Here is a 20,431-nt window from a genome sequence, read left to right on the forward strand (position 1 = left end):
CGCTCGGGACGCTCGAGGACCTGTATTTATTATCGTTGGATTGGTACCGGGTTACATGGAATACGGTCGACAGACGATCGATCTCGCAGCCGAGAGACGGGTGTCAGTATGACGGCGGTCGTCGACATGGACGACGCGATCGCTCGCAGTATTGAAGACGGACAGAGCGTGTACCTCGGTGGATTCACCCACCTCATCCCCTTCGCGGCCGGTCACGAGATCATTCGACAGGGATACCAAGATCTGACCCTCATCAGAGCGACGCCGGATCTGATTTACGACCAGATGATCGCGGCGGGCTGTGCGAGTGCGGTGACGTTCTCCTACGCTGGAAACCCCGGCGTTGGAAGCCTGCGAGCGTTCCGGCGCGCCATCGAGGACGGCGTGCCGAACGAACTCTCGATCGACGAGTACTCCCACTTCGGACTGGTCTCGCGCCTCGAGGCGGGGGCGAAGGACCTTCCCTTCGTTCCGCTCCGGAGCTACGTCGGTTCCGGCTATCCCGACCACAACGATTCGATCCGGATGGTTGCGAACCCCTACGACGACGACGTCGACGAGATCGCGGTCGTCCCGCCACTTCGGCCGGACGTGGCCGTCGTTCGCGCACAGCGAGCGGACGACGAGGGAAACGCCCACCTGTGGGGAATCACGGGTGAGATGGTGGAGGCGGCGTTCGCCGCGGACACGGTGGTGTTGAGCGTCGAGGAACTCGTCGACAGAGACGTGATCCGAAGCGATCCGAACCGGACGGCCATTCCCGGAACGATCGTCGATCACGTCGTCGAGGAGCCCTACGGCTCTCATCCCTCCTACGCGCAGGGATACTACGACCGGGACAACGTCGCCTACCTCGAGTGGGACGAGATCAGCGAAACCCACGAGTCGACGACGGAGTGGCTATCGGAGTGGGTCCACGGCGTCGACGGTCGTCGGGAGTACGTCGCGAAACTCGAGACGGAGCGACTCCTCGACTTACAGCCGCGGACGAACTTCTCGACACCGATCGATATGGGGGAGTACTGACCATGACGGCCTACACCGATACCGAACTGATGATCGCTCGCGCCGCACAGGAACTCGAAAACGACGACACGACGCTGGTCGGCGTCGGCGTCCCGAATCTCGCGTGTAATCTGGCCAAGCGAACCCACGCGCCCGACCTCGAGATGATCTACGAGTCGGGAACGATCGGCTCGAACCCCTCGCGGCTACCGCTGTCGATCGGTGATCCAGTTCTGGCGACGAACGCTCGGAGCGTCGTCCCGATGACCAAAGGGTTCGGGTACTATCTACAGGCTGGTCGGATCGACGTCGGCTTTCTGGGCGGTGCCCAGATCGATCGCTGGGGCAATATCAACTCGACGGTGATCGGTGACTACGACGACCCGACGGTTCGTCTTCCCGGCAGCGGCGGAGCCTGTGAGATCGCGAGTAACACCGACCGGACGATCATCATCGCGCCCCACAGCCGACGTCGGTTCCCACCGGAGGTCGACTTCGTCACGAGTCCCGGCTACGTCGGCGGACGCGACAACCGCGCCGAACTCGGACTACGCGGCGGTCCCGAAGCCGTCATCACCGACATGGCGGTCATGCACTTCGACGACGACGGTGAGATGACCGTCGACTCGATCCACCCCGACGTCTCGAAAGCGGACGTGGCGGAAGCGACCGGCTGGGATATCCAGTTCGCGTCCGATCTCGACGAAACGCGACCGCCGACGGAGGACGAGATCGCCCTCATCAGGAACGAACTCGATCCGGACGGCGTCTACACCGGCGGCGACGACTGATCGCTCGGCTCGAGGCGATCGCCTCTCTCGCGGATTCCCGATCCTGGATGATCGACTCTCCACTACCATCGCTCGAACGGCCAGGCCACGAAGGATCGAAAGACACAATCGTTATACCGTCGGGATGTGATACCAGACCATGGTTCAGCGTATCGACGCGTTCGGACACATCACGCCACCCGAATTTTACGACGAGATGAGTGACGTCCACTCGACGCCGGCACTTCACAACCTGTACTTCGAGCCGATCTGGAACGTCGATCGGCGCCTCGAGGACATGGACGATCACGGCATCGACAAGCAGGTGCTCACGCTCGCGAACCCGCCGATCTGGCGCGGGATCGACCCCGACGATGCGCTCCCACTGACGCGGCTGGCGAACGATCTCGTCAGAGAGGTCGCGGACGATCACCCGGACCGGTTCATTCCGGTTGCGACGATTCCGTTCGCGACCGAGGAGTACGTCGAGGAGTTCGAACGCTGTCTGACGGATCTCGACATGCACGGCGTTCAGATCTTCTCGAACGTCGACGGCCGTCCGGTCGATTCTCCGGGGCACATGGCGCTCTATGAGACCGCGGCGAACGCCGGGGTTCCGGTCTGGATCCATCCACAGCTTCACGAGTGGTACGACTGGCTGTCGGAGTACGAGATCCACCGGACGATCGGGTGGCCGTTCGATACGACCGCCGCGATGGCCCGGATGGTCTTCGGCGGCGCGTTCGAACAGAACCCCGACCTGGACGTCATCGTTCACCACCTCGGCGGAATGGTCCCGTTCTTCATCGGTCGAATCACGACGTTCTTCGAGGCTCGAGTGAACAATCCGGACATGTATCCGGAGTTCGAGGCCCCCGACTTCTCGACCACCGTTCGAGAGCAGTTCCAGAACTTCTACGGCGACACCGTCATCGGTGGCGAAGTTCCGCCGTTCGAGTGCGGACGGAGCTTTTTCGGAGACGACGGCGTCGTCTTCGCGACGGACTACCCGTTCGGACCCGAGGGCGGACGACGGTTCATGAAACAGGCCGTCGACGTCGTCGACAGCGTCGAGGACGACGACGCCTACGAGGCAATCTCGAGCGGGAACGTCCAGTCGCTGCTGTAGTGTAGTGTTCGACTGGTCTGCCGGGATCGACCGGACGGAAGCCATCTGAGTACGGCCCAAAGCGATCGCCGAGTCTCGTGGACGTCGACGGGTGAGCGACGACGAGCGGGAAGTGAAACGGAGAGTCGAACCGGAAGAACCCGCTCGAGACGGTGCGTATAAGTACTTCTATCGGTAATCACGATATCAGGTGTAACGTGTGAGCGAACCACAAACGGAGACGCAGGTACTGATCGCTGGCGGCGGTCCGACGGGGCTCTCGGCTGCCGCCGAACTCGAGACGCACGGTATCGATACCGTGATCGTCGAACCACGGACGTACGTCAGCCACACCAATCCGCGGGCGAAGTTGACGAACGTTCGGACGATGGAGCACTTCCGCCGGCTGGGCCTGGCGGACGACATCCGCGAGGCGGCGAACTTGCCGGTTGATTGGTCACAGGAAGTCGTCTTCTGTACCAGTTTGCTCGGCGACGAGCTCGCCCGATTTGACAACGTCTTCGGTCAGAACGAATCCGAGCAGTACGCAGAGACCGCCCAGCAGATCCCGCAGTATCTCGTCGAAGAGACGCTTCGCGAGGGAGTTCGTGAGATGTCGTCGGTGTCCCTCGAGACGGGGTGGCGAGTCGAATCCATAGAACAGGACGAAGACGGCGTTCGTGCGACGGTCGTCTGTTGCATCGAGCGCCACTCCATTTCCGAGGGCGAACGCCGCGAGATCAGCGCGAACTACCTCCTCGGATGTGACGGCTCTCGCAGCACCGTTCGGGACCAGATCGGATCCTCCTTCGAGGGGGACGTCAATCCACGGAACAACCTCGGGGTCGTGTTCCGCGCACCCGACCTCGCGGAGCGACACCACCACGGACCGGCGGTCCACTACTGGACGCTGAACAACGAGATCCAGGGATTCATGGGTCGGCTGGATCTCGAGGACAAGTGGTGGCTCATCGCCGTGGGTGTCGACGATCCGAACGCGGTCGATCCGCGCGAGATCATCACCAAGATGGCCGGCGACGAAGTCGATGCGAAGGTGCTCACGACCGATCCCTGGTCCGCCCGAATGCTGCTCGTGGACAACTCTCGCTCCGGGCGAGTGTTCCTCGTCGGTGACGCTGCCCACCTCAACCCGCCGTGGGGGGGACACGGCTACAACACCGGCGTCGGTGACGCAATCGACATCGGCTGGAAAGTCGCTGCAGTCCTCAACGGCTGGGGCGGGCCCGAACTCCTCGACACCTACGAGGCGGAACGGCGCGACGTCCACGAGGACGTCATCGACATTTCCACGACGAACATGGAGTCGTCGCCGGCCGATCTGATCTCCGGCGAGCTCGATTCGGACGAAAACGTCGACGAGGATTCCTACGAGGACATCGCACAGGAGATCTACGAGAAGAAGAAACTGGAGTTCCACAGCCTCGGATTGATCCTCGGATACGCGTACGACGGCTCACCGATCGTCGTCGAAGAAGAAGCGGCGCTTCCGGAGACAGGGACGGTGGAGTACCACCCGACCAGTTATCCCGGCTCGAGGCTGCCACACTCGTGGCTGAGCGAGGACCGTTCGATCTACGATCTGCTGGGTGAGGGGCTGTCGCTCGTCCGCTTCGATCGAGAGATAGACGTTTCCCCCTTCATGTCGGCCTCCGAGACGACGAGTATCCCGCTCGAGGTCGTCGACGTCGACCACGAGGACGTCGCCCGGAGCTACGAACAGCCGCTACTCCTCGTGCGACCGGATCAACACGTCGCCTGGCGTGGATCGCGCTGTCCCGACGATGCGGAATCGATCCTTCGGCGCGTCTGTGGCTACCCCGTCGACGACTCCTGATGGGGTCCGATCGTCTACGCTTCGCTCGAGACACATGATTTATGCCTCGACGCCACACTCTGTCGCGTATGGTCGACTATTTCGAAGATATCGAGGTCGGCGTTCGACGGGAACTCGGATCGTATCGAATGTCCGACGACGAAATTAAGGAGTTCGCGGAACAGTACGATCCCCTTCCGATCCACACCGATGCCGAACTGGCGAGTCGGTCGCGCCACGAGGGGGTGATCGCGAGCGGCTTCCACACGTTCGCTGCCACCAACAGGATCGTTACGGAGAACTTCAAATCGAACCTGGCGGTCATCGCCGGACTGGGAATCGACGACCTCCGGTGGTACAATCCGGTCAGACCGGAGGACACGCTCACCGCGGAGATGGAGGTCCTCGAAAAGCGCACGTCGGAGAGCGATCCGAACCGGGGAATTTTTCGACTGGACGTCACCGCCAGCAACCAGGACGGCGACGACGTCATCTCGTTCGTCGATACCGGTATGGTCGAGGTACGGGAAACACCCTGAGAAAGCGGTTTCCTTGAGCATCCAGCTGATCCCGATGATTCAGGAAGTAACGACTTCGTCCGCGAACGCGGACTCCGGGACAGTGCCGTCGTCGTTCCAGCCTCGTCGTTCGTAGTACTGCTCGAGCGCGTCTTCGAATCCGTCGAGTTCGTACGGCAGCGTGTCGTCCTCGCGCGTGACGCCGCGTTCGTTGTGGAAGTGCCGTTCGAGTTCGACGATCCGGTTTCCGACCGAAAGCAACTCGTCGTACTCGGCCTCGAGCAAACCCTCGTACACGGCTTCGTCGACGTGTCGGCCGGAGAAACGACAGATGATCGCGGAGTCTTCGAACGCGCGGTGATTCTCACGCTCGATGACGAGTTCGGGTTTCCCATCCAACGTCTCGTTCTCGAGGTCGCCGTATTCGAGGACGAGCATCGACGTATAAAGGTGATCCGCCCCGCGGTTCGAGACGGCGTAACTCAGCCCCTGTCCCCAGAGCGTGCGGCCGTCGTGCGCGGCGAAGTCCATCCCCTTGACGGACCAGTTTTCGACGCCAAGTTCGTCGTGGGCACGGGCGACGCCTTCGGCAAGCGTGTCGCCGATCCCCTCTCGGTGGGCGATCTTCTCGGTCAGTTCGTGGACGAGATCGGCGTTTCCGAACTCGTCTTCGCTCGCGAGGTAGGCCGCGACGGCGTTTCCGGCCGAAATCGTGTCCATGCCGAGCGTGTCACAGAGTTCGTTCGACTTCATCACGGCGACGATATCGTCGACGCCACAGTTCGCGCCGAACGAGAACACCGTCTCGAACTCGGGACCCTCCGTCTCGAGGCCGGTCTCCTCGTCACGGGTCGGCAGTTTGCAGGCGAACGCACAGACCGAACAGCTCCCCTTCTTGTATTTCTTCTCCTCGACGCGGTCGCCGCTGATACCGTCGATGTTCTCGAAGCCCATCTCGGAGAAGTACCGCGTCGGGACGGAGTAGTTCTCGTTGATGAAGAGGGTCCCCGCCGTGGTTCCCTGGCGGCGTTTCATATCGTCCGAGGTCGCCGCGTCCCTGTGAACGCTCATCTCCACGTCGCCGTCGAGTTCGACCGATGGGGTGCTGTCGCCGCGGAACGAGATGCATTTGACGTTTTTCGAGCCCAGGACAGCTCCGTGCCCGCCGCGGCCGAACGCCCGCGAATCGAACGTCATCGCGCTCGCGAACCGGACCTGGTTCTCGCCGGCCGGCCCGATCGAGACCAGGTTGTCCGGTTCGAGGTCGTGTTCATCATCCATGTGCTCTGAGACTGCCGGGACCGTCGCGCCGGCCAGTGACGCCACTTCCTCGAACTCGACGCCGTCGTCCGTGACGTGGATCGCGATCAGTTCGTCGCTCGAACCCGAAATCTCGACGGCGCTGTAGCCCGTTCCGGTGAAGTTTCGAGACAGAAAGCCGCCGGCGTTCGACGAACAGATACCGTTCGTCAGCGGCGAGAGCGTGGTCATGCTCATTCGGCCCGTAAAGCTCATCTGGGACATCTGGAGCGGACCGGTCGTGAGATAGAGGCGGTTCTCGGGACCGAACGGATCGGCGTCGAACGGGATGTTGTCGTGAGCCAGCTTTGTTCCGACGCCGCGACCGCCGATAAACCGCTCGAGAACGTCGTCGATCGGTTCCGTCGTCGCAGTCCTCTCGTCGACATCGATACGCAGGAGCGGGCCGATAGCGCGTTTCATTGTCTCGGGGATCGGTTCCCAATCGTATAAATGCTCTCCCTCTATTCGGAGATCGCTTCGCCGCGTTCGACGGGTAGTGACGCTTTTGTACCGACCCGAACAAGACGTCTCTATGACCGTCGAAATCCGCGTCTTTGGCCCGTTTCGTGACGTCGTCGGGAGGAAACACGTGACGTGGCCGGTGACACGGGGAATGACCGTCGACGATCTTCTCACCGAGCTGGTCGAACGCCATCCGGCCGTCGAACACTACCTCTATGATGACGACGAGCTCGTCCACCGGATCGCGATAACGAAAAACAAGGCACACATCGGCCAACTCGAGGGCGTCGATACGGTGATCGAGGACGGAGATACGATTCGCATCGCTCCACCGGTTAGCGGCGGCGGGTCGGCCGACTATCAACCGACGGAGTTCGGAAGGTGATCGGCAGACGGATAGAGTCACCGACAGTAGCCTGTCGGGCCTCTCATACGGATTGCTGTAACGATTTACCGGCGCACCCGCCGCCCGAATCGCGGGTGCGCCGGTAACGACTTACAGTAAACCGTATCACGCGATCGTTAGAGGAAGCGTCGATCGACGAGATCGTCGATATCGGGCACCTCTTCGATCAGCTCGGCGCGTTCGGCTAGTTCCAGCGAGGTAGTGAATTTCTCGTCGGTGATGTGATCGTCGAGATCGAGCGGGAACATCTCGTTTTCGAGTGCGATTTCGAACGTGTCGACCCAAACCTCCTCGCTGTAGCCCGGAAAGTCGGTCGGGGCGTTTTCGATGAGTTCGACGATTTCCGTCAGATCGCGCTCGTACATGTCCTCGTAGGCCTCGAGCATCACGTCGGCGAAGATCTGAAACATCTCCTCGTTCTGATCGAGGTTCTCGTCGAGCGTCGCCCAGGTCGCGAGCGTCATGTGATCGAAGTCGTCGTTCGGATTCGAGAAGTGCTGGATGATGCCTTCCTCCTCGGCGTCGAGGACGCCGCCAAGGAAGGCGGTCGTCGCGACCCCTTCACCGGCCTCGATCGCGGCGACGCGGTTCGGCGTTCCGGCGATGTACTGGTACTCGACGGCTTCGGGATCGCCCAGGTTGGCCTCGACGGCGTTCCTGCCGACCATCGCGGAGAACGAACTCGGTGAGTGGAGGATGAACGTCTCGCCTTCGATCTCGTCCCAGCTGTCGATACCGGGTGCGGTGCAGATCTGTTGGCTGAACGCCTGCGAAAGTTCCATGAACGAACTGACCGGGAACCCTTCCGCGATCGCGTTCGCGAGCGACGGCGGCGTCACGTAGCCGATTTCGACGTCCCCGGAGATCATCCCCGCGATCATCGGACTGAAGCCGTCGAACGTCACCGGTTCGATCGTCACGCCGCGCGACTCCATCTCCTCGAGGAAGTACGCGTACTGTGGCGCGGCGTACGTCGGCCGCGTCGGTCCCGGGTGAGCCAGGCGTAGCGTGTCCGGAAGGACATCGTCGCCGTCGCCGTTGCCGTCGTCGTCTCCCGTCGCACCGCCGTTACCGTTTCCGTTGCCAGTTCCGTTCCCATTGCCGTTGTCGTCACCGGCACATCCTGCAACACCGATGGTCAACCCCGCACCGACGGCTGTTAGTACGTTCCGCCTGTTGGCCTTATCCGTCATGCACGATCAACAATGATGAATCTACGTTTAACTACATGTTATGTGGTAACAATTGACTACTTGATGAACGCGCTATTCACGCCGGTGAATACTCCTCGGTCGATTCGGGAGCAGACGGTCGATCTCGAAGCAGCGTACGAAGTGACGAACTGGTCGATCCGAAGCAATTGCAACGGGTACCTCGAGAATACGTTCGGTGACTGCCGAATCCCCATCGAACTCGTTTTCGACTCGGCAAAACACATATGAGAGTACGGACTGATGGGCCAGTATGTCACTTGAGGACATACAGGCGGACCTCGAACTCGAGGCTAAGAACACGGCTGTGATCGTCGTCGACATGGAAAACGACTTCGTCGCGGAGGGAGCACCGCTCGAGACGCCGATGGGACGGGCGTTCGTCGATGAACTCAACACGTTCCTCACCGAGTGTCGTGACGCTGGCTCGCAGATCGTGTATACGACGCACGTTCACCGCGAGTCCGGCTGTGATATGGGAACGATGGCGGACATCTGGGTGCCGATCGAACAGCAGGCTGGCCTGGTCGACGAGACCGAGGGAGTCGAAATATACGACCCGATCAGCCCCGAAGAAGACGATATCCTCATCAAGAAACACCGCTATAGCGGCTTCTACGGGACGGATCTGGACATAATCCTCCGAAACTCCGGGATCGAAAACGTCGTTATCACGGGCGTCACGACCGAGAACTGCTGTGCGATGACCGCTCGAGCGGCGCAGTTTCGCGATTACGACGTGGTCTTCCTCGCGGACCTGACCGGAACGTTCGATTACCCGGATCAGGGATACGGCGAGCGAAGCGCCCAGGAGATCCACGAAACCGTCTGTACGATCATGGGAACGAGCGTCGGAACGCTCGCGACGGCTGACGACGTACTCGAGACGTTCGGCAGACGCGCGGTCGCGTCCGACGACTGACCCGGAACCGGGAGGATATCTTTATTCCGGGCCCGAACGAACGACGTCTCAATGGTACGAACCACGACGGACGGTCGCGTCCGAACGCTGACGTTGGATCGCCCGGAGTCGAAGAACGCGTTCACGCCCGACACCGCGAGTGAGACGATCGAGGCGCTCGAAGCGGCGCTCACGGACGATATCCGTGCGATCGTTATTACGGGGGACGGCGACGCGTTCAGCGCGGGCGGCGACGTCGAATCGATGAACGAACGCGAGGAGACGCCACTCGAGTCCTACACGCGGATGTCGGAAACGATGAATACGGTGATCGAGACGATCCTTTCGGCACCGGTTCCGGTCATCGCCAAGGTCAACGGCGACGCCATCGGCGCGGGGACGAACCTGGTCGCAGCGTGTGACTTTGCGATCGCCAGCCGCGACGCTCGGTTCGGTGAGGTGTTCGTTAACGTCGGACTAATTCCCGACAGCGGCGGGACGGTCATCCTTCCGCGACTCGTCGGACTCCGAACGGCAAAGGAACTCGCGATGACCGGCAAGATCTTCGACGCCGAGGAAGCCGAACGGCTCGACCTCATCAACAGAGCGGTCGACCCCGACGATCTCGAGGCGGAGGTCGATTCGCTGCTGGCGACGCTCGGAAACAGGCCGACGCAAACGCTTGCGCTGACGAAACGCGGTTTTCACGAGAACATCCACAAATCGCTCGACGAGGGACTCGAGTACGAGGCCCTCCTGCAGTCGCTCGCGTACGGAACTGACGCCCACGAGGAAGGCGTTTCAGCGTTCCTCGAGAAGCGAGATCCCGAGTTTCGATAGCCGGCCGGTCGCTTTCGAGAATTCCCAGCCGATGGTATTCGGGAGCGTCATTATGTGAGTAATGACCGAATAGCTCGGTATGGACGCAACTGACGACGCCGCCTGTGGTCGCTGGGACAACAGCGATTGCACCGGAACGCCGTTCTGTCCGCCGCGCTGCCCTCGATTCGCCGACAGGGACGGTGAGGCGATGATCGTCGAACTGGCACAGCAAGCGGACTACTATCCGCTCGTTTCGATGTACGACGAGATGGGGGCGGAACAGCAAACGATGGGAATTCCACCACTCACCCGAGGGAGAGTCGAGTCCTGGATCGAACGGCTGTATCGCCACGGCTGGAACCTCATCGCGAAACACGACGGCCGAGTCGTCGGCCACGTCGGAGTCACGCCGACGGAGTCCGACGAGCCGGAGTTCGTGATCTTCATCGCACCGGAGTATCAAAACCGCGGGCTGGGATCCGAGCTCATGAAACACGTCATCGCCTACGCGTCGGATCGCGGTTACGACGCTCTGACGCTCGACGTCGCCCGCGAGAACCGGCGGGCGATCACCGTCTACAGGAACGTCGACTTCGAAGTGACGGGGACGAACGCTTCCGAAGTCGAAATGGTGCTCTCGCTCGATAAGCCGATCGCGAAAGAGTCCCAGCTTCCGCCCGGAAAGCGCGATCAGTGCGCCTGAACTCGAGAACCGAGCTCTCTCGTCTATCTCCCTTCCCACTCCGGTTCGCGGTCCTCGAAGAACGCGTCGATTCCTTCGTTCTTGTCGGCAGTCGCGAACAGCTGTGAGAACAGCTCCGCCTCGTACTCGATTCCCGACTCGAGTGATAGCTGCGAGCTTGCCGTCACGGCCTTTTTCGCGAACTCGAGTGCGATCGGACTCTTCGTGGCCATCGACTCGGCCAGGTCGTACACCCGATCGTCGAGCGATTCGTCGTCACAGACTTCGTCGACGAGACCGATCTCGGCGGCCTCCTCGGCGTCGATCAGCTCTCCGGAGAGGATCAACCGCAGGGCCTGTCCCTCCCCCACGAGGCGGGGGAGGCGCTGTGTTCCGCCGCCGCCGGGGATGATTCCGAGGTTGATCTCTGGTTGGCCGAGCTTCGCTCGCTCGTGGGCGATTCGGACGTCACAGGCCTGGGCCAGCTCACAACCGCCGCCGAGGGCGTGTCCGTTCAGTCGGCCGATCACCGGCTGTGGGAGGTCGGCAACGACCTCGTAGACGCGGGGCCGCTTGCTGACTTCGCGCTGTTCGATCGCGTCCCGTTCGCGGAGTTCGGAGACGTCGGCCCCGGCGACGAACGCCTTGGCTTCGTCGACACCGGTCAGGACGACGACACGAACGTCGCTGCCTTCGATCGCGCGAAACGCAGCCTTCAGCTCCGAGCGAACCGTCGCGTCGAGCGCGTTGCGAGCGTCCGGCCGATCGATCGTGACCGTGGCCACGTTCTCGAGGCGATCACCGACGTCGACGTGAACGGTCTCGAACTCCTCGTCGACGCGTTCGAGGGGGACGTCGTCGGCTTCGCTCATCGGCCGCCCTCCTCGTCGACGATTTCACCGTCCTCCCAGACGTAGAATCCTTCTCCCGATTTCTTCCCGAGGTTTCCGGCTCGAACCTTCCGTTTGAGTTCCTGTGGCGGCTTGAACCGTTCACCCAGTTCCTCGCGAAGGTACTCGAGGATCTCGAGTCTGACGTCCAGGCCGACGACGTCGGTGAGTTCGAGCGGCCCCATCGGGTGGTTGTAGCCGAGTTCCATCGCGGTGTCGATGTCCCGGGGACTGGCGACTCCCTCCTCGACCATCCGGATCGCTTCGACGCCGAGAGCGACGCCGAGTCGCGAAGAGGCGAAGCCGGGCGTATCGATGACCTCGACGGGAACTTTCTCGATGCCCTCGACGAACTCGTGGGCGAACGCGACGGTTTCGTCGCCGGTCTGTTCTGCGACGACGATCTCGACCAGCGCCATGATGTGGACCGGGTTGAAAAAGTGCAGCCCGATCACCCGCTCGGGGCGGTCCGCCGCGCTCGCGATTTCGGTGACCGACAGCGAGGACGTATTGGACGCGATGATCGCGTCGGTCGAAACGTTCTCCTCGACGGTTTCGACAGTGTCGACCTTCAGGTCCATCTGCTCGGGAATGGCTTCGATCACGAGGTCGGCCCCGGTGACGGCCTCGGCCAGGTCGACCGATCCGTCGATGCGGTCGAGCGTTGCGTCGGCTTCCTCCCGGGTCAGTTTGTCACGGGCGACGCCGCCCTCGAGGTTGTTCTCGATCGCAGCAAGTCCGTCGTCGACGAACGACTGTTCGATGTCCCGAATGGTGACGTCGTGACCACCCATCGCGGAGACCTGTGCGATTCCGTGCCCCATCGTTCCGGCACCGAGTACGGTAACGTCCATATGCGTCTATCTGTGAGCGCCCACTAAAGAGATTATCATCACGGGAGACGCTCGCGTCCGGGCGCGAGCCGATCTATAAAACGGTTACAGGAGAGATTACCGCGGTCGAACCTTGAGACCGTACCTGATGACGGCCTCTTGTTCGTAGACCCGTCGGATCGTCGATTCGACGGCGTCCCCGACGTCGACCTCACCGATGACCTGTGCCGGAAGACTTACCGTCTCTCCGCCCGGCCCGTCGAAGGCGACGACGGCGCTCTGAAACGCACCGTCCCGAGCCTGCTGTTCGACGAATTCCGGCGGTGCACCGCCTTGCTGGATCGTCGTCACGGCCTCTACCGTTCCCGTTCCGGCTAGCCGGACCGACTCGTACTCGACGAGCGCGCCACAGCCGTCGCAGGCACCGTCCGGCGGGAGCGAAAGCGCCCCGCAGTCGGGACATCGCCCGGCATCGAGACGGTAGCGCTGGGGGATCGAGCGCTTCCAGGTCGGGACGCTGACGTACGCGCCGCCGCCGTCGGGCTCGCCGCTCGTGAGCTCGCCCCGGCGACGGAGGTAGTGGGCGTAGGAAAGTCCCTCACCGTCCGCGTCGATCTCGAGGGTCGCGTCGACGCCGTCGTTCTCGACGAGGAGAGCGGTCGCGGACGCGCCGCTTCCGTAGCCCGCGACGAGGACGCGCTCGGCGTCGTCGTCGACGGCGACGGCCAGCGAGAGCAGCGCGCTCGCCGCGCCGACGTCACCGACGTCGTGGACGGTCGCACACGCCTGGATGTCGCCCGTCTCGACGCCGAGCGAGCCGGCGGCGCGGTAGGGGAGTTTTCCGTTCGGTGCCTGAACCGCGGCGGCGTCGATCGAATCGGTTTCGAGGTTCGCTGTGGCCGCCGAAAGCAGGTCGTTGAACGACGCGCGTTCGTACGCGGTCGCGTCGAGACTCGCCGTTTCCGGCTCGCCGTGAGCACGGAATCGGGTGCCAGGATAGGGTTCGGACGCCGTTCCTCGGTCGACGACCGTCGCAGCGCCGTCATCGGTGAGGACGAACGCAACGGCGCCGGCCCCGGCGGCGTGTTCGATCGCGCTATCGGGCGCACCCCGTGGCGCGTCGCTGGCGACGACGAGCGTCGCGTCGTCCCCATCGCGCTCGAGACCGGTCGTCAGCGCTTCGACGCCGGCCAGGGTGCTTCCGGTGTGCAGAGTCGTCTCGACGTCGTCGTCGAGCGCGAGCATGCTCGCGAGCCGAGGCGTCGGATCCTCTTCGTCCATCGGCGGCGTCGTGGTCGCGAGCGAAAGTCCGTCGACGGACTCCGGCTCGATCCCCGTCGTCTCGAGAGCGATGGTCGCCGCCTCCGCAGCCATGGTCAGCGAATCCTCATCGACCGCGGGGACTGACTTCTGCTGGATACCGGTGCCGCCGAAGGTGCCGAGCGCCTCGGTGAACTCCTGTGCAGCGATCCGGTCGGACGGGACGTACGCGCCGACGCCCGCGATAGCACGGTCGGTCATTCCGCCATCACCCGCTCGAAGACGTGAACAACGGCAGCACCGCCGCTCCCACCCACGTTGTGCGTCAACCCCCGCTGTGGATCATCGAGCTGTCGATCGCCGGCGTTTCCGGTGAGTTGCTTGAACACTTCAGCCACCTGGCCCGTCCCCGTCGCGCCGATGGGGTGGCCTTTGGATTTGAGGCCGCCGGAGGGGTTGACCGGGAGGTCCCCGTCGAGATCGGTCGTTCCGTTCTCGAGCAGCGACGGTGCCTCGCCTCGCTCGCAGAAGCCGAGGTCCTCGTAGGCGAGGACTTCCGCGATGGCGAAACAATCGTGGACCTCCGCGAAGTCGACGTCGTCCGGACCGATACCGGCCATCTCGTAGGCCGTCTCGGCTGCTCGCTCGCTCGCGGGGATCCCCGTGTAGGTGTCGCGGTCGGCCAGTCCGACCGGATCGGAGGAGGCCCCGACGCCGGCGACGCGAATCCGCTCGCCGTCGTAGTCCTCGAGGAACTCCTCGCTGGCGACGAGGGCGACCGCCGCCCCGTCGGAGGTCGGACAGCAGTGATAGAGGTTCAGCGGATCCGCGACCGGTGCGCCGCCTTCTGCGTCCTCGAGCGAACAGGTGAACCCGAGGTGTGCGTTCGGGTTTTTCGCGCCGTTGGCGTGGTTTTTCACGGCGACGCGCGAGAACGGTTCGGTGTCGACGCCGTATCGGTCCATGTAGGCGCTCGCCATCTGGGCGTAGACGCCGGCGAAGGTGGTTCCGGTCAGGCGCTCCCACTCGGTCTCGCCGCTGACGCCGAGCCAGTACTTCGTGAGGTCGCCGCTCATATCGGTCATCACTTCGAAGCCGCCGGCGACGACGAGATCCGCCATCCCGCTTCGAACGGCCTGGACGGCCTGTCGAACGGCGTATCCGCCGGCCGCACAGGCGTTCTCGACGCGCGTACAGGGGACACCCTCGAGACCGACGTGTTCGGTGACTGCCGGCCCGGAGAGACCCAGTTGACGGCCACCGACACCCAGCGTTCCGATCACCGCCTCGTCGACGGCGTCGGAATCGATCGTTCCGTCAGTGCTCTCGAGTGCCGATTCATAGGCTCGTTGGAAGAGTGATCGATAGCTCTCGTCGGGGAACGCTCCGAACGGTGTCTGTCCGGCACCGATCACGTACGCTTCCGTCATACCCGTGAGTATCCCGCAGCGAGCAAATAGTTTGGGATGTTCAGTCCGTCGACTGCCCTGCCCGCTCGCGGATCGAGCGACTGACACCGCGCCAGGCACCGGTCCGGTAGCGGTAGTAGGTGATCGCCGCCGAGATGTAGGTTTCGGTGAGCATTGCGACGTAGAGTGCGGCCACGCCAAGTGGCGTAATCACGCCGAGGTATGCGATCGGGAGCGTGAACACGTAAAGACCGATCAAAGCGCCGTAAAACGGCCATCGAGTGTCGCCCGCACCGCGGAGTGCGCCGGTTGCAGAGGAGTCGATACCGAGACCGATCGTCGCGATTGCAGCGATCTGAATGAACGTCGTCGCGAGTGAGAGCGTCTCCGGATCGGTGACGAATAGGTGAGCGATCGAATCGGCAAAGAAAATCACCAGTGACGCGAAGATAACGTATGCCACGAGCGAAAATCGAATGATTTCGTCGCCGTAATTCGTTGCAATTTCTTCCTCGTTCGCACCGAGGTGTCTTCCGACGAGGCTGCTCGAGGCGATCGAAAAGCCCCAGGAAAGGCTGTTCATCAGGTCTCGGATACGGCGTCCGATCTCGTACGCAGCGACGACGGTAGAACCGAAGATTCCTGCGATAGCTAACAGTGGGAAGACGGCGACTGCTCGGGCGACCTCCTGAAATATCAACGGCGTACTTACCCGGACCAACGGCCGCAACAGAGTCATATCTACAGTCGGCCCGGCAAGCGTGAGCCTAACCGGGAGTCGACCACGACGTGGATACGGACGACCGAACAGTCCCCACGCCAGTCCAGCAGTGATGAGAACGGTCGCGACGACCGTACCGATAGCAGCGCCGGCAACGCCCATTTCGAGTCCGAAAATCAAAATCGCATTCAGAACGATATTGAGCGCCGCACCGCCCGCGCGGATTACCATCGGGGTGAGCGTGTCACCGATACCGGCGAAGACGCGACTCGCGATCTTGTTGTAGAACTCGAACAGAAGTGCGGGTGCGAGCAGCGTCAGATAGATGGTCCCGTACTCGAGTGCGGCTGGTTCGGCACCGAGAAGCCCGATCAGCCCCTCCGAACCGAAAGCGAACAGAACGATAAACGGGGCTGAAAACACCGTCGCAAGCAGACAGCTCTGTGTAATCGCCCGGTTAGCCAGCGACGGTTGATCGCCGCCATAGTACTGTGAAACGAGGCTGATCGTCCCCCCCGAAAGTCCAAGGGAGAGTCGGGCAACGAGTTGCCAGTACGCGTAGGCGAACGCGAGGCCAGCGATCGCCGGAGCACCGAGTACGATCCCGACCATCGCCACGTCCGCCGTCTGCTTTGACATGCGAGCAAATCCCGTCACCACGCGCGGCCAGGCGAGGTCGACCGTCGCCCGGAGTCGCGAGCGTTCGATGATGTTCCCGCGCTCTAAGAGGCCGGCGAGAAATGAAACGAGAGAGCGAAGCATTGGTCTGAATAGAGGAGCAACGAGTCGTTTAATCGTTTAGAAATAGGCAAGCACGAACGGTTGTGGACACACCGAACTTAATCGATGACAACCGCCGCCTGAGGGGGTGCCTCCCGCTGTTCCACCGGTCGTGGAACACGCGATCAGATTCGAATAAATCCGTCGTCGATACGATCGTCCTCCTCGAGAATGCCCGTCTCGACCAGGAGATCCTGACTGCGCTCTAGGTTCTCGGTCGGGATGTCACCGTCGCGCGGCCAGACGTCGATCTCACGAACCGTCTCCAGCGATTGCTCCCAGATGTCCTGGCCGTAATCGGGGAAGACCTCACCGCCACCGGCGAGCGCCTGCTCGGTCACCTCGGAGAGATCTCCATCGTAGGTAGCCTCGTATGAGACGCTGAGTTCGTCAGCCATCGTCCGGTAGAGGTCCGTGTTTTCGTCGTACGTGTCCTCGAGCGTGATCCAGGCCGAAGCGAGATTCGACTGGAGTTTTTCGTACTCCCAGGGAGCAGCCAGGATGGATCCGATCCCCTCGTCTTCGGCGTTGAGCGCTGCGCTGTAGGGAACGATCGCAGCGTCTACTTCGTCGGCCTCGAGCGCAGCGAGTCGGTCGGTCGCACCGAGAATGTTGATCAGGTCGACGGCGTCGGATCCCAGTTCCTCGTCGATCATTACCTCACCGACCACGGTCGACATCGAGTTTGGCGAGTGCGTCGCCGCTCGACCACCCTCGAGATCCTCCCACGTATCGATCTCCGGACTGGCGATCATGACGAACACGTACTCATCGAGGAACCCACTGAACGCGACGATCGGGAACCCCTCGTTGATCGCTCCGACGATTCCCTCGACCGTGAGGTAACCGAAGTCGATCTCGCCGCTCATGAGCGCCGCCACCATCGGGGTAAACCCGTTGAACATCGTTCGCTCGAGCGACGTTCCGTGTTCGTCTAACTGGGACTGAAAGTCGCCGTAAATCGGGAACGCGTACACCGGCTCAGTCGGGGACGGAACGCCGATCTGTATCTCGTCCGGAAACGCCACGTCACCCTCATCGCCGGTACCGTCGTCGGTCGCGCCACCGTCGTCGTCCGACGTTCCGTCGTCAGTTTCACCATCGTCCGTCTCACCGTTCTCGTCACCGAGACAGCCGGCGACACCCACCAAGCCGGCACCGACGGTCGATTTGAGCACTGTTCGGCGGTTAGGATATGCTACCATACCTCACGTATATACCATCCTCAACCATGAACGTTTCTTTATCTATTAGACGGTTGTCATAGTCCGAACTCGGCCGATGAGGTGCGAGAAACTACATACTAGCTCAGGTCTACCGAATGGGAACTATCGATTCCATTTATGTGGGTAGCGGTACTCAGCTAACACGTATGTTTCACGTAGTTGCCGGCATCGACGACAACACGGAACGGGCACTCGAGCAAGCGAAAGCGATCGCGTCCCTTCCCAGCGCACCCGAGGAAGTCAGCGTAACGCTGGTTCATACGTTTACGTTCAAAGAGCCGGAAACGACCATCGACGATATCGAGGCCGTCGACGCCGTACGCACGCACCTCGACGAACAGGGAATCGAACACGACACCCACGAGGGGGACGGAGAGCCATCGGAATATCTCGTCCAGTATGCGACCGAACAGGACGCCGACCTCATCTGTGTCGGCGGTCGAAAGCGGACGCCCGCCGGAAAGGCGCTGTTCGGAAGCGTCTCCCAGCAGGTGTTGCTCGGAGCAGACCGACCCGTGCTCGTGTCACCGACTCCGTAAACGTGGACACCGAAGCGACGCTGTGATCGACTCTCGCTCACTCGGTCCAGAAGCCGTCCGGATCGAACTCGCGGACGTACTCGAGTTCCGTCGGCGTCGGTTCCGGAGTCGTCTCGATTTCTTCGTCGCCGTCCGCGGCCGTTCGAAGCTCCCACGGAATCGACTCGTGGATTTCGTCGACTGAAACGCCGGGGTGGACGGAGCTGAGCGTCAGTTCTCCGTTCTCGAAGCGAAAGACGCCCTTCGTCGTGATGAGGGCGTCCGGTCCGCCGCCACGAAGCCCTTCCGCCGCTCGCCAGTCGCCTCCAGTTCCGTGACCGGGGCTCGTACGATACGTCACCTCCTCGACGAACCGGCGAGGTTCGTGTGGCATGATGATGACGGTCCGATCGGACAGCACCGAAATGTCACAGGCACCGCCGCTTCCGGGGAGGCGAATCGTTCGATCGCCGGCGCGAACGCGCGTCGTGTTCAGGTTACCGTATCGGTCGATCTCCGCACCGCCGATAAATCCGATATCGACGTCCCCCCGCTGTAGACGGCTCATAACGTCGATCATGTTCGTCGTACTGACCGATCGGTCGAGGTGAGCGAGATCACCCATCGTGTAGATAAGTTCGTCGGACGGTGCATCGCGAACGGTGCCGTTTTCGAACACCGCAACCGAGTTCGGAGCGTGTGTGCTGACCGCGACCTGGTAGGCGAGCAACGGCAGTCGCATCCCGACGAACGCACACTCGTCGTCGCGTATCTCGTTCGCAGCGGTCGTCACCATTAGCTCCCGGCTCGTGTACTCAGTAGCCATAGTGCACCTCCGCGGCGACCGTCTCCTCGAGATCCCGGAGATCGGGATCGAGTCGATCGACGTACTCCTCGCGATCGACGCCGTGAACCCACTCGTCGGCCCACTCCCGATAGCCCTCGGGAGTCTCCGTTCTGTCGTGATACGAGACGTATCGGTCGTGGTCACGCCGGTAACAACCCGTCAGCGGGCTCGGATGTGCGCCCATCGGACATTCGACGACGGCGTCGACCTGCTCTCGGGTACCGACGACGCGATCGGGATCGCTCTTGATGACCGACGGCTCGACGAGTTCCTCACAGGTGACGAGAACGTGATCCGCGGCTCCGATCGCTTCTTCGGTAACGCCACGGCTCCCCCAGTAGTGTACGTCGCCGTAACGGTCGGCACGTTGTGCGTGAACGACCGTCCAGTCCGGCTTTATCGCCGGAACGAGCACCTGTGTTTCGCCGGTGAAGGGACACGTTTCCGTTTCGAACGGCGACTCGCTCGAGAGGAGATCGCTACCCAGCAGCGAACGGGTGGGAAGGTACGAAACGCCCAGCGAACCGGCGTGTAACGCCATCGCGAGGCTCAGATTGGAGTGATCCTCGACCTCGAGATCGCTGGATTCGACGGCACGGCGGAAGCAGTAGCCGCTGCCCGCACTCGCGTTTCCGATCCAGGCGGCTCGGATTCGGTCGACCAGGCCCGCACCGACGAGCTGATCGAACAGCACGTCACTGATCGGCCCGACGAGCGTCAGTTCATCTCGTTGTTGTCTCACCAGTTCGTGACCGACCGCGAACGGGATCGCGTGCTCCAGTGCGAGACCCATGGCGATCGAACTTCCTGGCTCGATTCGTTCCACGGCGTCGGTGAGTGTCGTGGATCTATCGCGTGGCATATGTAAACGGTGTACGTCTCCCGTGGCAGTGCAGTGCTATAAACCATTTCCTCGTTCGAACCCG

At 62.2% G+C, this 20,431-nt stretch carries 20 protein-coding genes; 10 read left to right on the plus strand and 10 right to left on the minus strand.

Annotated elements, in window-relative coordinates; all coding sequences use genetic code 11:
* Nucleotides 1-108 precede the first annotated feature (108 nt).
* The 5 genes from EA462_RS13420 (at nt 109) to EA462_RS13440 (ending at nt 5,256) form a co-directional block, all read left to right on the plus strand.
* Complete coding sequence (locus EA462_RS13420) at nt 109-1,026, plus strand: CoA transferase subunit A (RefSeq protein WP_243641424.1); 918 nt, start codon at nt 109-111, stop codon at nt 1,024-1,026.
* 2 nt (nt 1,027-1,028) lie between these two features.
* Nucleotides 1,029-1,796 carry a CoA-transferase subunit beta gene (locus tag EA462_RS13425; protein ID WP_124179090.1) on the plus strand — a complete coding sequence of 256 codons (768 nt, stop codon included), beginning with the start codon at nt 1,029-1,031 and terminating at the stop codon, nt 1,794-1,796.
* Nucleotides 1,797-1,935: 139 nt separating this feature from the next.
* Nucleotides 1,936-2,904 (plus strand): amidohydrolase family protein, encoded by a 969-nt coding sequence (locus tag EA462_RS13430; RefSeq protein WP_124179091.1) that lies wholly within the window; start codon nt 1,936-1,938, stop codon nt 2,902-2,904.
* 199 nt (nt 2,905-3,103) lie between these two features.
* Entirely contained in the window at nt 3,104-4,738 is a 1,635-nt protein-coding gene (locus EA462_RS13435) for an FAD-dependent monooxygenase (protein WP_124179092.1), read from the plus strand.
* Between the two features lie 68 nt (nt 4,739-4,806).
* Nucleotides 4,807-5,256: a MaoC family dehydratase gene (locus EA462_RS13440; protein ID WP_165872078.1), complete on the plus strand. Its 450-nt coding sequence runs from the start codon at nt 4,807-4,809 to the stop codon at nt 5,254-5,256.
* Nucleotides 5,257-5,295: 39 nt separating this feature from the next.
* On the opposite strand, the gene EA462_RS13445 is transcribed toward EA462_RS13440, so the two are convergent.
* Nucleotides 5,296-6,957: an aldehyde ferredoxin oxidoreductase family protein gene (locus EA462_RS13445; RefSeq protein ID WP_124179094.1), complete on the minus strand. Its 1,662-nt coding sequence runs from the start codon at nt 6,955-6,957 to the stop codon at nt 5,296-5,298.
* 112 nt (nt 6,958-7,069) lie between these two features.
* On the opposite strand from EA462_RS13445, the gene EA462_RS13450 reads away from it, so the two are divergent.
* Nucleotides 7,070-7,384, plus strand: a complete 315-nt coding sequence (locus tag EA462_RS13450; RefSeq protein ID WP_124179095.1) for a ubiquitin-like small modifier protein 1 — start codon at nt 7,070-7,072, stop codon at nt 7,382-7,384.
* Nucleotides 7,385-7,521: 137 nt separating this feature from the next.
* On the opposite strand, the gene EA462_RS13455 is transcribed toward EA462_RS13450, so the two are convergent.
* Nucleotides 7,522-8,598, minus strand: coding sequence for an ABC transporter substrate-binding protein (locus EA462_RS13455; RefSeq protein WP_124179096.1), 1,077 nt, complete (start codon nt 8,596-8,598; stop codon nt 7,522-7,524).
* Between the two features lie 271 nt (nt 8,599-8,869).
* Here EA462_RS13455 and EA462_RS13460 point away from each other — a divergent pair, with 271 nt between their 5' ends.
* The 3 genes from EA462_RS13460 (at nt 8,870) to EA462_RS13470 (ending at nt 11,042) form a co-directional block, all read left to right on the plus strand.
* On the plus strand, nt 8,870-9,538 hold the full coding sequence (locus EA462_RS13460) for a cysteine hydrolase family protein (protein WP_124179097.1): 669 nt from the start codon (nt 8,870-8,872) through the stop codon (nt 9,536-9,538).
* 51 nt (nt 9,539-9,589) lie between these two features.
* Complete coding sequence (locus EA462_RS13465) at nt 9,590-10,357, plus strand: enoyl-CoA hydratase/isomerase family protein (protein WP_124179098.1); 768 nt, start codon at nt 9,590-9,592, stop codon at nt 10,355-10,357.
* 79 nt (nt 10,358-10,436) lie between these two features.
* Nucleotides 10,437-11,042, plus strand: a complete 606-nt coding sequence (locus EA462_RS13470; protein WP_124179099.1) for a GNAT family N-acetyltransferase — start codon at nt 10,437-10,439, stop codon at nt 11,040-11,042.
* Nucleotides 11,043-11,065: 23 nt separating this feature from the next.
* Here EA462_RS13470 and EA462_RS13475 read toward each other — a convergent pair whose 3' ends face one another.
* From EA462_RS13475 to EA462_RS13500, 6 genes are all read right to left on the minus strand, one after another.
* Nucleotides 11,066-11,893 carry an enoyl-CoA hydratase/isomerase family protein gene (locus EA462_RS13475; protein WP_124179100.1) on the minus strand — a complete coding sequence of 276 codons (828 nt, stop codon included), beginning with the start codon at nt 11,891-11,893 and terminating at the stop codon, nt 11,066-11,068.
* Complete coding sequence (locus EA462_RS13480) at nt 11,890-12,765, minus strand: 3-hydroxyacyl-CoA dehydrogenase family protein (protein ID WP_124179101.1); 876 nt, start codon at nt 12,763-12,765, stop codon at nt 11,890-11,892. The genes EA462_RS13475 and EA462_RS13480 overlap by 4 nt, the downstream gene beginning before the upstream one ends.
* A 96-nt stretch (nt 12,766-12,861) precedes the next feature.
* Entirely contained in the window at nt 12,862-14,265 is a 1,404-nt protein-coding gene (locus EA462_RS13485) for a zinc ribbon domain-containing protein (RefSeq protein ID WP_124179102.1), read from the minus strand.
* Nucleotides 14,262-15,434, minus strand: coding sequence for a thiolase domain-containing protein (locus tag EA462_RS13490; protein WP_124179103.1), 1,173 nt, complete (start codon nt 15,432-15,434; stop codon nt 14,262-14,264). Before EA462_RS13490 ends, EA462_RS13485 begins: the two co-directional genes overlap by 4 nt.
* 40 nt (nt 15,435-15,474) lie before the next feature.
* Nucleotides 15,475-16,896 carry an MATE family efflux transporter gene (locus EA462_RS13495; protein ID WP_124179104.1) on the minus strand — a complete coding sequence of 474 codons (1,422 nt, stop codon included), beginning with the start codon at nt 16,894-16,896 and terminating at the stop codon, nt 15,475-15,477.
* A gap of 143 nt (nt 16,897-17,039) precedes the next feature.
* Complete coding sequence (locus EA462_RS13500; RefSeq protein WP_124179105.1) at nt 17,040-18,119, minus strand: ABC transporter substrate-binding protein; 1,080 nt, start codon at nt 18,117-18,119, stop codon at nt 17,040-17,042.
* Nucleotides 18,120-18,286: 167 nt separating this feature from the next.
* Between EA462_RS13500 and EA462_RS13505 the strand changes: the two genes are divergently transcribed.
* Nucleotides 18,287-18,679, plus strand: a complete 393-nt coding sequence (locus EA462_RS13505) for a universal stress protein (protein WP_165872079.1) — start codon at nt 18,287-18,289, stop codon at nt 18,677-18,679.
* A 37-nt stretch (nt 18,680-18,716) separates the two neighbouring features.
* On the opposite strand, the gene EA462_RS13510 is transcribed toward EA462_RS13505, so the two are convergent.
* Both EA462_RS13510 and EA462_RS13515 read right to left on the minus strand, forming a co-directional pair.
* Nucleotides 18,717-19,484, minus strand: coding sequence for a CoA-transferase subunit beta (locus tag EA462_RS13510; protein WP_124179107.1), 768 nt, complete (start codon nt 19,482-19,484; stop codon nt 18,717-18,719).
* Complete coding sequence (locus tag EA462_RS13515) at nt 19,474-20,367, minus strand: CoA transferase subunit A (protein ID WP_124179108.1); 894 nt, start codon at nt 20,365-20,367, stop codon at nt 19,474-19,476. The genes EA462_RS13510 and EA462_RS13515 overlap by 11 nt, the downstream gene beginning before the upstream one ends.
* Between the last annotated feature and the right edge of the window lie 64 nt (nt 20,368-20,431).

Origin of the sequence: Natrarchaeobius halalkaliphilus, assembly GCF_003841485.1 — an archaeon.
Lineage (GTDB): Archaea > Halobacteriota > Halobacteria > Halobacteriales > Natrialbaceae > Natrarchaeobius > Natrarchaeobius halalkaliphilus.

Coding starts and splice junctions, on each gene's coding strand:
- EA462_RS13420 (WP_243641424.1), top strand. CDS start 109: ATGACGGCGGTCGTCGACATGGACGACGCGATCGCTCGCAGTATTGAA.
- EA462_RS13425 (WP_124179090.1), top strand. CDS start 1,029: ATGACGGCCTACACCGATACCGAACTGATGATCGCTCGCGCCGCACAG.
- EA462_RS13430 (WP_124179091.1), top strand. CDS start 1,936: ATGGTTCAGCGTATCGACGCGTTCGGACACATCACGCCACCCGAATTT.
- EA462_RS13440 (WP_165872078.1), top strand. CDS start 4,807: ATGGTCGACTATTTCGAAGATATCGAGGTCGGCGTTCGACGGGAACTC.
- EA462_RS13445 (WP_124179094.1), bottom strand. CDS start 6,957: ATGAAACGCGCTATCGGCCCGCTCCTGCGTATCGATGTCGACGAGAGG.
- EA462_RS13450 (WP_124179095.1), top strand. CDS start 7,070: ATGACCGTCGAAATCCGCGTCTTTGGCCCGTTTCGTGACGTCGTCGGG.
- EA462_RS13455 (WP_124179096.1), bottom strand. CDS start 8,598: ATGACGGATAAGGCCAACAGGCGGAACGTACTAACAGCCGTCGGTGCG.
- EA462_RS13460 (WP_124179097.1), top strand. CDS start 8,870: ATGTCACTTGAGGACATACAGGCGGACCTCGAACTCGAGGCTAAGAAC.
- EA462_RS13465 (WP_124179098.1), top strand. CDS start 9,590: ATGGTACGAACCACGACGGACGGTCGCGTCCGAACGCTGACGTTGGAT.
- EA462_RS13470 (WP_124179099.1), top strand. CDS start 10,437: ATGGACGCAACTGACGACGCCGCCTGTGGTCGCTGGGACAACAGCGAT.
- EA462_RS13475 (WP_124179100.1), bottom strand. CDS start 11,893: ATGAGCGAAGCCGACGACGTCCCCCTCGAACGCGTCGACGAGGAGTTC.
- EA462_RS13480 (WP_124179101.1), bottom strand. CDS start 12,765: ATGGACGTTACCGTACTCGGTGCCGGAACGATGGGGCACGGAATCGCA.
- EA462_RS13485 (WP_124179102.1), bottom strand. CDS start 14,265: ATGACCGACCGTGCTATCGCGGGCGTCGGCGCGTACGTCCCGTCCGAC.
- EA462_RS13490 (WP_124179103.1), bottom strand. CDS start 15,434: ATGACGGAAGCGTACGTGATCGGTGCCGGACAGACACCGTTCGGAGCG.
- EA462_RS13495 (WP_124179104.1), bottom strand. CDS start 16,896: ATGCTTCGCTCTCTCGTTTCATTTCTCGCCGGCCTCTTAGAGCGCGGG.
- EA462_RS13500 (WP_124179105.1), bottom strand. CDS start 18,119: ATGGTAGCATATCCTAACCGCCGAACAGTGCTCAAATCGACCGTCGGT.
- EA462_RS13505 (WP_165872079.1), top strand. CDS start 18,287: ATGTTTCACGTAGTTGCCGGCATCGACGACAACACGGAACGGGCACTC.
- EA462_RS13510 (WP_124179107.1), bottom strand. CDS start 19,484: ATGGCTACTGAGTACACGAGCCGGGAGCTAATGGTGACGACCGCTGCG.
- EA462_RS13515 (WP_124179108.1), bottom strand. CDS start 20,367: ATGCCACGCGATAGATCCACGACACTCACCGACGCCGTGGAACGAATC.